The 11,548-nt window shown below is 42.6% G+C and carries 10 protein-coding genes; 3 read left to right on the forward strand and 7 right to left on the reverse strand.

Annotation, left to right across the window (positions count from 1 at the left end; genetic code table 11):
- The 5 genes from K8S13_RS10655 to K8S13_RS10675 all read right to left on the reverse strand — a co-directional run.
- A partial coding sequence (locus K8S13_RS10655) for a hypothetical protein (protein ID WP_291462426.1) occupies positions 1 to 288 on the reverse strand: 288 nt, incomplete at its 3' end.
- Between the two features lie 53 nt (positions 289 to 341).
- A complete protein-coding gene (locus tag K8S13_RS10660; protein WP_291462427.1) occupies positions 342 to 1,823 on the reverse strand; it encodes a discoidin domain-containing protein in 1,482 nt (493 codons plus the stop codon).
- 64 nt (positions 1,824 to 1,887) lie between these two features.
- Complete coding sequence (locus K8S13_RS10665; protein WP_291462428.1) at positions 1,888 to 2,400, reverse strand: hypothetical protein; 513 nt, start codon at positions 2,398 to 2,400, stop codon at positions 1,888 to 1,890.
- Between the two features lie 16 nt (positions 2,401 to 2,416).
- Positions 2,417 to 4,081: a hypothetical protein gene (locus tag K8S13_RS10670; protein WP_291462429.1), complete on the reverse strand. Its 1,665-nt coding sequence runs from the start codon at positions 4,079 to 4,081 to the stop codon at positions 2,417 to 2,419.
- A 95-nt stretch (positions 4,082 to 4,176) separates the two neighbouring features.
- Positions 4,177 to 5,964, reverse strand: a complete 1,788-nt coding sequence (locus K8S13_RS10675) for a hypothetical protein (protein ID WP_291462430.1) — start codon at positions 5,962 to 5,964, stop codon at positions 4,177 to 4,179.
- 319 nt (positions 5,965 to 6,283) lie between these two features.
- Here K8S13_RS10675 and K8S13_RS10680 point away from each other — a divergent pair, with 319 nt between their 5' ends.
- Genes K8S13_RS10680 through K8S13_RS10690 form a run of 3 tightly spaced genes read left to right on the forward strand, consistent with a single transcriptional unit; the run spans position 6,284 to position 9,241 of the window.
- Positions 6,284 to 7,153, forward strand: a complete 870-nt coding sequence (locus tag K8S13_RS10680) for a DUF4412 domain-containing protein (protein ID WP_291462431.1) — start codon at positions 6,284 to 6,286, stop codon at positions 7,151 to 7,153.
- Between the two features lie 27 nt (positions 7,154 to 7,180).
- A complete protein-coding gene (locus K8S13_RS10685; protein ID WP_291462432.1) occupies positions 7,181 to 8,137 on the forward strand; it encodes a hypothetical protein in 957 nt (318 codons plus the stop codon).
- Positions 8,138 to 8,191: 54 nt separating this feature from the next.
- Positions 8,192 to 9,241 carry a hypothetical protein gene (locus K8S13_RS10690; protein ID WP_291462433.1) on the forward strand — a complete coding sequence of 350 codons (1,050 nt, stop codon included), beginning with the start codon at positions 8,192 to 8,194 and terminating at the stop codon, positions 9,239 to 9,241.
- A gap of 212 nt (positions 9,242 to 9,453) precedes the next feature.
- Here the strand turns inward: K8S13_RS10690 and sat are convergent, their stop codons facing one another.
- Positions 9,454 to 10,731, reverse strand: a complete 1,278-nt coding sequence (gene sat / locus K8S13_RS10695) for a sulfate adenylyltransferase (protein WP_291462434.1) — start codon at positions 10,729 to 10,731, stop codon at positions 9,454 to 9,456.
- A gap of 121 nt (positions 10,732 to 10,852) precedes the next feature.
- Entirely contained in the window at positions 10,853 to 11,485 is a 633-nt protein-coding gene (locus K8S13_RS10700) for an HAD family hydrolase (RefSeq protein WP_291462435.1), read from the reverse strand.
- Positions 11,486 to 11,548: the final 63 nt, after the last annotated feature.

Genomic DNA, 11,548 nt, shown 5'->3' on the forward strand with positions numbered 1-11,548 from the left:
AAGCTTGCCGCCCTCAAGCAGTGTCAATTGAACCTTATCTCCAACCCTGGTATCTTTAATGCCTGATCTGGCTAATCTTTCTGTATCCATGACCGTGCCGAGAATGGTCTGACCAACCTTAAGGGTGTTTAAATCGTCGGGCAACTGAATGCCGGTCTGGCTGAAAAGATCAACCTGGCCCGGTGGAACAAAAATATCAACCTTGCCCGGTTGAGAAAACGGTGCTGCCGAAAGACAGGCGGGTACAACCAAAGAAATAAAAAGTAAAATAAATAATAATCTTTTCATTTTTATGTTCTCCTTTTTTATTATATTTTTTTCTTGTCATTATGCATCCTGCATTATGGGCATTGTTCACCCTTTAAAATCCCGATAAAAGTTTTTTTATCACTTCTTGTCCTGCCAATGCTTATCACTGTCCTGGTTTTCCGATTCTCTTTTACCCATGTACCAAAGCAGGCGCCTTCGGGATACTTCTGATACACAAACTTTTTCCAACCCTGCACAGGCATCTCAGCCTTGTAGAAATCACATACCTTTTCCGGAGCGTCATTGGTTATGTAGTACCTCTGCTCGCACTGATCGCACTCTGCCCATTTCTGGGGACATGGCTTTGTACCTTGGAAGACGCTTTCAGGATAGGCAGGAATATCTTTAAAAAAAGAGTCCCTGGATATAAAATCCTTGTCTTCGGACACGGAAACAGGTATTGGTCCTGCCTCCGGCTCCTCTCCTTTTCTTCCGGTTATCACCTTTAGTTCCGAGATCGAGTAGTTATTGTCACCGCCAAGGGCATATATCTTGAGAAATCTTGCCGGCACCGGCTGGAAATCAAGTTGGGAAACATAATCAGGATGACCGTTCCGGGTGGTCATTGTGTCTATACCGTGACCAATTTTGCCATACCCTTTCTTTATGATGAGTAATGGAGAAAATTGTGTGCCGTCCTGGGAATAATCGATCCTGTAATTATCGTTATTGTCCACCTGCATGATAATATCGAGAACCTGAAACGTATTACCCAGATCGACCAGGAAATAGGGTGCTGTCCCCTGCCACCAGACGCAGTCCTCACCTTTCCAGAGGCTTCCATCCTTTGGGAAATGGCCGTCTAAGATAAGTTCAGCATTATTGAAATATTTGCCATAACCCTTTACAGTCAGCTCAGAGGAAACCACATCTGTCACAGGCGGCGGTTCAAATGCAGCCCCCAGGAAATGAAAATAATCGGCATTAACGTGACCCCAGCCACCCAAATGCAGGTCTTTAATCACAATTTGAGCCTGTTTCCCGGCAAATTCACCTACATCCCACACTACTTCATGCATAGTCTCCTTACTCTTACCCGTGGCCTTTTTCACCTCTTTGCCATCCACTACCAGGGCTGCATATTCCTTGTCAGGATATTTTCCACCGCCGATTAAAAAGACAATCTGCTCTCTTGACACAACAAAGGGGACGGATGTCAAGGTGCCGGAGGGACGATCGCCCTGGGTCTGACCCGGTCTGAGCTCGGGTTTTCCATTGTATTTTTCAAACGTCCCGATCCAGTATTCTCCCTGATGTTCGGAAGGGTGTTTACGGTGCCGGGCTGTGGGATTATCGCCTTTGGTGGGCTGGAAATCAAAGGCATCTCCCGTGGCTATCCAATTGGTCAGATCTCCGGCCTCAAAATCACTGTTTTCAAAAAGCAGGTCGCCGATATCGGACCGGGTTGCAGAATCTGAAGCCGAAGACTGCATCGATCCGGCCCAAAGGCCCCCAGGCACGAACAATACCAATGCAAAAATAACCATCCATATCATTCTGACTTGTTTTATCATCTTATCTCCCCCCCCTTAATAATGTTTCATCTATATAATGGGTACATTCATCATTTTTGTGTTCTCATTTTTTCTTAATTATCCCACCCCTTACAACCTTGACCGATACATTGAATTGCCCTGTATTATAATATTTGGTTTTAAAGGAGCAGTCATTAATACCAATATAGAATTTACCTTTTTTACCAGTGATGAGTTTTGATTTTCCAAGCAGGAACATACCCTGGCCGTCTTTTCCAATAAGCGCTGCGTGGCCACAATTCTCTGTTTCAATGGGATCGCCGCAATATGCATTGTCTCCACTATAATCTGAAACAAAATGCTTCCTCAAATATCCATCAGGATCCACACCTGAATCACCTGTCCCATTGGAAAAAAAGACCTGCCCTGTGGTATTGACCGTCACCCGGTCAGAAGGGTTAAGTACAAATCCTGTGTCCAGCCAGGCATTGTCTCCCAGTATTCTGAATATTTTTTGTTCCACTTTTCCAGCCTTCAACGGTTTTTTCTCTCCGGCATAAAGGGGCATTGTCGTACAAAAACTTACTATTGCCAATACTACAAAAATCTTTTTCATTTTATGTTCTCCTTTTTTAATTTTCTCCTTCATAACGGAAATCATCCGCATTAATATGACCCCAGCCACTATGATGCAGGTCTTTAATCACAATTTGAGCCTGTTTCCCGGCAAACTTACGCACATCCCATACCACTTCATGCATGGTCTCCTTACGATTACCCGTGGTTTTCATCACCTCTTTGCCATCCACGACCAGGGCTGCGTATTCCTTGTCAGAATGTTTTCCGCCGCCGATTAAAAAGACAATCTGGTCTCTGGACACAACAAAGGAAACTGATGTCAAGGTGCCGGTGGGACGGTCTCCCTGGGTCTGACCCGGTCTGAGCTCGGGGTTGCCATTGTATTTTTCAAAGGTCCCGATCCAGTATTCTCCCTGGTGCCTGGAAGGCTGGTTTCGCCTCCGGGCCGTGGGATTGTCTCCTTTTGTGGGCTGATATTCAAACGCGTCGCCGTCTGCGGTCCAGTTTGTCAGATCTCCGTTTTCAAAGTCACTGTTCTTAAATAAAAGGTCCGGGTCAAGGGGGGTTGTTTCTTCTGTCACTGAATCTGACACATCATGAGCCCCGAATGCCATGGGTTGATCATCCTCTTCGGCCTGCCCTATAGTAAAGGCCAGGCGGTCCTGATCCCACCATGCCTCGACCCTGTATTTTGTTTTGCCTTCAAGCACGTCAACTCCCGAAGGGGTAATGGTCTCAGCCTGATCAAGATCCAGTTCCATCCTGTTCCCATCGGCTGAGAGGATTGCGGACCCGGCATCATAAACCCGGCCCTGTTTTGTATCAATCAGGCCGGTTCCGATCCTGTCATTCTGCACCAGGTAAAATGAACCGCCGTTCTGGCGGGACTGATAGACCAACAACTCTTCCGATGAATTATTATAGCTCATGTCAGATGCTTCAATCAGTTCAAATAAAAGGATTTGCTGTTCAGCAGCCAGTGTATCAGAGGTCGATGGAGATGCCAATGGGGATGATAAATTGGTTGAAGGGGGCAAGGGCTTTGATGCTGTCGCTGCCGCATCTGTGGTCCATGCGGCGTTTTCATATACCAGCATACCCCCGACAGGATTAAACTCCCATTGGTTATTTCCTAAATAAAGCAATTGGCTGCCCTGCTGGTTCATTTTAAACCCGGGAAATCCGGCCTTTGCCATCTTGTCCGGATCAACAATTATGATATCCACAAAATAGCGCGGTTTTTCTTTTAATAGAGAAATCGGCCGCATGCCCAATTGCTGTTCCAGGTCGAATTGTATGGCACTGTTCCACGTATATTTGCCTGCCGGAGCCGGGGCAAGACGAACCGGGTATACGGTATCCGCCCTTGTTTTCAAGACGATTTCTTTTTTATAATGATCATTTGGCCGGGTCATGGATTGAATTTCCACAAGATACCGGCCCGTATCGATCCGTGTTGCGTTCATGTTGTAAGGGCCTTCACCGAATTGAAACCCTATACGTTTTAAGGGTGCCTGATCCGTTATCAGCCCCCGGGCAGTGAGGTTGACACCTGCTTTTCCACAAGCGATTCCCATTACCCCCAATTGTTTGCAAATAATTTTTGACCACTCGGAACACTCTGGTTTTGCAATGGATTGCCCCGGGTTCCAACTGATAAACACAGCAACAAAGAGCAAGGGTAAAAATAATTTAAAACCGGTATTTAAAATTTTCATTGTTTTTTTCCTTAATTATAGTTTCTTTATTCTATTTGACACCCAAAAACCCGATTTGTTCAAAAAATACAATTATTTTTTTATTTAACTTATTTTTATTGTATGGCAAACACCTGGCCTAAAGATGTTAAATCAAGCTTTTGTCCATACAGAAGAGGGATTTGCCTGTCTCGTTTATTCACCCGGACCACGACACGGGTTCCCTGATCTTCAAATTCAAGTGTAGTGCTGGTGTCACCGACCTTGAGAAGCCCGTTGATTCCCTGGTGAGTGATGGTTTCGGAACTGTTACCTGCAGGTTTGGAACCCGTCTGACTAAGGACTTCTCCCAGAATTGTTTCAATGAGCTGGGGCAGCATATCTTCATTGTTATCCCAATTTGTTTGACGCATTTTTAAACTTGACTTTTTAGTGGTTACAATAATATCAACAACAGCGTCGTTGCTTCCACGGGTATATGTCTTTTTAACTTCAAGCAAAGAACCGGGAATAGACCTTACCCGGGATTCACTTGTGGTCCAGCCATACTCGGGAAAAGGGAACCAGCCGTCATAAGGATTGAACTTTTGTTGAACCTCTTTTTGATTTTGAACCGGTTGAGAAATAACTCTGGTTGCTTTTTTCGTTATTTTTTTAGAGGGTGTTTTGATGTGCTTAACTGTTTTAATTGTCTTATCTGCTTTAACCGAGGAGTGATATCTGAAATCATCCACATTGATATGGCCAAAACTATGGCTGTAATTATCCTTGATGCGGATTTGGGCTGTTTTGCCTTTATAAGCAGAAACATCCCAGACCTTTTTTTTCATCTCTTCCTTATTGCTGCCGGTTACCTTTAAAACCTCCCTGCCATTTACCAAAAGAGCCACATATTCATGGGAGATTCTCCTGCCACCGCCAACAAGAAGGGCAATATGGTCATGCATGATTTCAAATTTTACAGATGTCAGGGTTCCAGTGGGGTTATCACCCCGGGTCTTTCCGGGATTTTCACCGGCCTTGCCCGTATAATTTTCATAGGTTCCCACCCAGTGACGGCCCTGGTGGTTTGATGAGCCGCGCCGCCTTGCCATAATATTATCCCCAAGGGTGGGCTGGTTATCAAATGCTTTCCCTGTTGCTTTCCAGTTTGTAAGGGTTCCGTCTTCAAAATCACTGTTCTCAAACAAAGGATCTGTATTGCCGACAGCAGGCTCGGCCTCAACATCTTCAGGCACCATATGGCTGACAATCATCCAGGTTTTTGACAGATATCTAAGTATCAGACCGGACCCATTGACAGGATGAATCAGCTGCCATCTGTCATTGCCCTGATAATTGAGCCGGATACTGTCTCCCACCCGCAATCCGTCAAGGCCGAAATAGCTTATTTTTTCAGGCAGGGCAACATAGAGCGAAAGATCGTTCACAAGCTTACCGGGAATTTTGCCGGCAGGAATCAACCCCAACTGGTCTTTTAGATCATACTCAATGGCAGCATTCCAAAAATAATAGTCGACCGGTGCTCTCAAAGTTCTGTCCGGCAGCAGGCTTTTGCCGCGAACGGTCATCATGACTTGTTTTTCCTGGTATCGGGACGGATCAGACAGGGATTTTACTCCGATGATATATCTTATTTTGTCTATTCGAGTGACCGTCATTGTGTATGAACCGCTTTCAAGACGGAACCCTTTTCTCTGCAAAGGTGTTTTATTGATCACCAGACCTTCTGCATAGACGGCAGGACCTGTATAACCGCAGGAAAGAAGGATGGCTCCCAGATCCCGGCAGATTGATTGAGACCATTGCCGGCAGTTATTGGCTGCCACGGCTTTTGAAGGCAGGCCTAAAAAAGACCAGGCACACACAAACCCTAACATTGCTGTGATAAAAATCTTTTTCATCTTTTCTTCTCCTTCTTCATCATTATTATATAAAAATTATCTTGCTGGTTCTATTTTATCTGACACCACAAAATGTATTTTGTTCAAAAATAATATTTTTATTTTACAACAACCATCTGACCATCCGCATAAAACAATCTTAACCTGGATAATTCGCTTTTATGATATTATTTTTTTAATTTCAACCTTTTTTCAAAAATCATTGCATTGGTGATTTAAAAAAAATAAACTATTTTTGAACAAATTTAAATCTTTGGTGTCTTTGATAATAAATGCGTAAAAAATAAGCAAAAAATAATTCATACACAAGGAGGATATTATGACAATGGCGACATGGATTAAATACAAACCGGAAATCAGACTGCTGGGCTTTATTTTACTTGTTTTTCTTTTTATTCCCCAATCTTCCCATGCTCTTTTTGGAGGAAAAATAGACAGTTTTACAGCCGACCAGGTTATGATTTCTCCTAAAGGAAAAGTGATGAGTACCTCAAAGCTATATATCACACCGGATGCCTTTAGGATGGACGGAATTCCCGGTACAGGCAGTCACAAGGGCATGGAGAAACAGGATCTAAGCATTTTCGGTTTTACAGACAAAAATGCGCAATACATGTTCAATCATACCAAAAAATTGTATTACAAGATCGACCAGGATGATGAAAATATGGGTATAAAAGACTTTAAGAGTGCCGAGCTGGTGAAAGTGCTGGGAAAAGAAAAAGTCAGCGGGTATAAATGCGTTAAAAAAAAGGTGACCACCACGACAAAGATTTACGGGATGACCCACACCGACACGCTGATCATATGGGAGAGTGACAAATTTCAAATGCCGTTGAAAACAAAAGGATCTACCGGCCATGGGATGGAGATCAGAAATATTAAAAAAGGCGCACCCGATAAAAAATACTTTAAACTGCCCAAGGGATATAAAGAGGTGGGCAATATAATGGCGGCCATGGGCATGGATTTTGGTCGCATGGGAGAACCTGAAACCGATGAGACTGAAACCACCATGACTCAAACCACCCCTGCGGCAGCCAAAGTGCCGTCAAAAAAGGAAACCGACAGTTCAAAAACAGCCCAGGAAAAAACATTCAAAATTCCTGATATTAAAGGGGAAGATATTGAAAAAACCCTTAAAAGCTTTGGAGACAAGCTGAAAAGTTTCAGCTTTGGTAAAGATTGATGAAATGTTTATCTTAAAGGAGAAAATATGTTAAATTTAAAGCAGTATAAATGTATCACATGGATAATGCTGGTTTTTTTCACTATTTTTCTTTTTGACAATGCCTGTTTTGCCAAAGCTAATTATCCCAGATTTGTAAAGATCAATTTGAAAATGGATGCCACGATAAAAGTAAAACGGGTAAGGGGCAGAATCATTCCCATTGAAATCAAAATTAAAAACCGCACGTTTAAATTCAAAAAAAAGTATGGCAAATCCGGTTTTGAGCTGAAAACCCGCGACATGACCAAACTTTCCCCTGTATTTAAGGACAGGCTCGCAAGCAGTGTCACACAGCTTGGGCTCTATCGGGTAAAAACCCTGGTCAAAGGGGATAAAGCCAAAGCCAGAGAAATTATTGACCAGCACAAAAAAATCAAAAGAGGCGCATCACTTTCCCAGCCACCTGAAAAATTAATGACCCGACTGCTGGAAAGATCATTAAACCTGATTTCATCTATATTTATTAACGAGGCCCATGCAGCAGGTTCTCCTGTGGACAAACAGCTTTTATCACAATTGAACAAAGGATATAATACTGTCCTTAACTCTCAATGCTTTGTTTACCCCCAAGTGCAACCGGGAATTGGCGGGTGGGACCTTTTAAACGAAGAAAATGAAGGAGGCGGAGAAGAGGAAGGGGAAGGGGAAGAGGAAGATAAATCCTGGTATGACAAACTATTGGATTTCCTGCTACAAGTTGTGATAGTAATCGCCCCCATTGCTGCCATTGTATTTCTTTGTACAAATCCTTTGACTCTGGCCAGTGTTCTTCTGTCCTTTGCCTTAGCAAACGGTGCGGTTACAGGTGCCTATTTTGTAACAGAAACATTTAGTCTAATTGGTGATTTGCTTACCGGCAAGCCAATTATCGAAGTCACGGACTGGTCCATGCACTCAACGGCGGACGGTGTTACAATCACTGACAATAGTTGGTCATGGTGATAATCTTTTTTAAAACAAGGGGAGAAGACTTTCCTTAATCTTAAAGGAGGAAATATGTTAAATTTAAAGCAGTATAAATGTATCTCATGGATAATGCTGATTTTTTTCACTATTTTTCTTTTTGACAATGCCTGTTTTGCCAAAGCGCATTATCCCAGAACCGCCCTGATCAAATTTAAGGTGGATGCAAGGGTGAAGGTCAAACGGGTAAAAGGCAAAATTATTCCCATTGAAATGAAGATCAAAAACCGTACATTCAAGTTTAAAAAACATCAGGGTCAATACGGATTCCATATCAAAACCAGAGATATGACAAACCTGGTGCCGGACTTTAAAGACAAACTGGGAACCAGCGTCACCCAGCTTGGCCTTTACCGGGTGAAATCCCTGGTAAAGGGAGACAGAGCCAAGGCAGAAGAAATTGTAAAGCAGCACCGGATGTTGAAAAAAAAGGCTTCAGTATCACCCGGAAACAATCATTTAATCACCACTGCTTTCCATCGGGTTTTAGAGGGGTTAAAATCCCTTGTCAGCCCAAATAATGCCCATGCCCAGGATAATATTGAACTTGGGGGAGAACCTGCCTTTCTAACAGCCGCTGCCAAAATGGGCGTTGACAAGCAATTATTGTCCCAACTGAATCAAAAATATTCAATGGTTTTAAATTCACAAAGTTTTTTCTATCCCCAGGTTCAGCCCGGTAGAGGGGGATGGGACCTGGTAAGTGAAACTGAAGATGATAGCACCTCTGGTGGCGGCAGTTCAGATGATAACAATAGCGCGTCTGCCTCGGATGAAACAGAGGCAGGGGATAATGAAACCTGGTATAATAAGCTATTAAGCTTATTTATGATTGCCGTTGTATTGCTGGCACCCATTGCAGCGATTGTGTTTCTCTGCATGAATCCGTTTACCCTTGCCAGTGTCCTCTTATCCCTTGCCCTTGCAAATGGTGCGATTATGGGTGCTGCGATTATTGATATGACACTGGGAACCATAGGAGATTTACTGTCGGGAAGATCTATTTTTGAATACACGGATCAAACCATGTACTCGACGGAAGATGGTGTTACATTCACTGACAATAGCTGGTCATGGCCATAATCTTCATTAATAAAAAAAGAGGGCCTTCCTTTTAACAGGAAACGCCCTCTTTAATATGGTTAAAATATCTGACTGAAAACCCCATGTTTGGACGAAAAGTTGCCCATATGCAAGACGCAAGAAATCCTGAAACCGGAGTGTACTACTGTACATGAGGATTTCAGAATTTTGCAGCAACGCAGCAGATGGGTGAATTTTCTTCCAAACACTAATTACATTTTAGTTCCTTCTGCATGGCTCTGAAGTTTAATTTCCACTTTTTCAGTCAGCGATGCATAGTATTTCCTGAGAATAACCAGAACCTCTTCACGGCCAAAGTGATCAACCACTTCTTCGTCGTTGGCAAGAGCATGACGCAGTTTGGTTCCGGAAAGGATAACCCTGTCATCTTTGCCGTGGGGGCAGGTTCTCATGGAAGCCATACCGTCACATTTGTGGCAGTAGAATGTCCAGTCGATTTTCAAAGGTTCACAAAGAAGTGCTTTTCCTTCACCTTCAGGCTGAGGAATTGCATCAAAAATCTCCTGTGCTTCAAACAGCGTATAGAAGTCACCAACGCCTGCATGGTCACGACCGATGATCATTCTGTTAACACCATAATTCTGTCGGAAGGTTGCATGGAGAAGACCTTCTCTGGGTCCTGCATATCTCATGTCAAGGGGATATCCGCCATTGACAACATGCTCGGGAACAAAATAACCTTTGATCAGTGTGTCAATACATTCAATACGAACATCTGCCGGAATATCACCGGGTTTGAGGTTACCAATGAGAGAATGGATGATAACACCATCACATACGTCAAGGGCAATCTTGCAAAGATGTTCATGGGATCTGTGCATGGGATTTCTAAGCTGCATGGCGGCAACGGTTGCCCAGCCTCTTTCATCAAAGATGGCGCGGGTTTCAGTTGGTGTCAGGTAAATACCTTTGAATTTTTCAGGAAATTCTCCCTCGGAAAGAACTTTTACAGGACCGGCAAGACAGAATTCTTTTCTGGCCATAACCATCTGAACACCGGGATGATCTTCCATGGCAATTTTCCAGAATACATCATCTGCAGATTCTTCGCCATGACCTTTATAAACTTTTTCACATTCCCATTTTTTCTCGTCTTCGGTCATTTCAAATTTTTCTTCGATTTTCATGGTGGCATAAATTTCACCATTTCTTTCGAGGGCAATTTCATCACCGACATTGATCTCTGCAGCATCTTCTTTTGCTGCATCCAGCATTACAGGAACCGGCCAGAAAGTACCGTCAGCAAGAAGGAAATCTTCACAAACGCCTTTCCAGTCAGCCTTGGTTATAAAACCATTAAGAGGGCTGAAACCACCGATACCCAGCATGATGAGATCGCCTTTAACCTGGGAAGAAATCTCAATTTTTTTAAGTCCTGCTGCTTTTTTAAGTTCTGCTTCAAGTTCTGCGCCTTCAAGCTTGCAAACTACGAGTCCTTTTCCACCATGAGGTGCTACTAATCTAGACATATACTTCGTTCTCCTTATTTATGTTTAACCTTTAATAAATGTTTACCTAAACATTTATCCTGAATTTTAAACTTAAAAATCTTGTAAGATTTAATGATGATTGACAAATTTGTCAAGAATTTTATTGCTTTATCTGAAAAATTTTAGCAATCTCATCCATTGAATCCACATTAAAATCTGCTATAAGCGCAGGATTCTTAAATGCCGCAAACTTTACCTTTGCACTAACGGCTGCCTGACGGTCATAATCAGAATCTCCAACAAAAAAAATTTCATCCGGTTTAAGATCAAATTTTTCCATTATTAACAACAATTGCTCTGGATCCGGCTTTGGTTTTTTGACTTTTGCTGAAGTCACCACCACTTCAAAATAGTCTTCCAGATAAAAATCTTCCAGCACCTTTTCCATGGTATTGGTCCGGTTAGTGGCGATTCCCCTGATATATCCGTTGTCTTTGAGTTTTATGAGAAGTTCTTTGAGACCCTTTTCCATAATCATATACTTGATAAATTTTTTATACCCGATATTTTTAAGTCTGTCATATACACTTGAGAGGTCCTCCATTTCCGGGAAAAGATAATCAATGGCAGCCTTTATCGTCATCATATGAACATTGATAAACTGCTCTTCATTCAACCGGGGCTTACCAAAAGCCTGCAGTACTTCATCATAATACTTCTTGTTGGCCCTGGCGGTATCAAACATGACACCGTCACAGTCAAACACCACTGCTTTGATTTTTTTAATATCCATAATTAATTTTAGTAAAAAAAGTCCTGTAAACTTAAGATTTTAGTTCCTGTTTTTTAAAAAAAA

Source organism: Desulfobacula sp., from assembly GCF_021107415.1.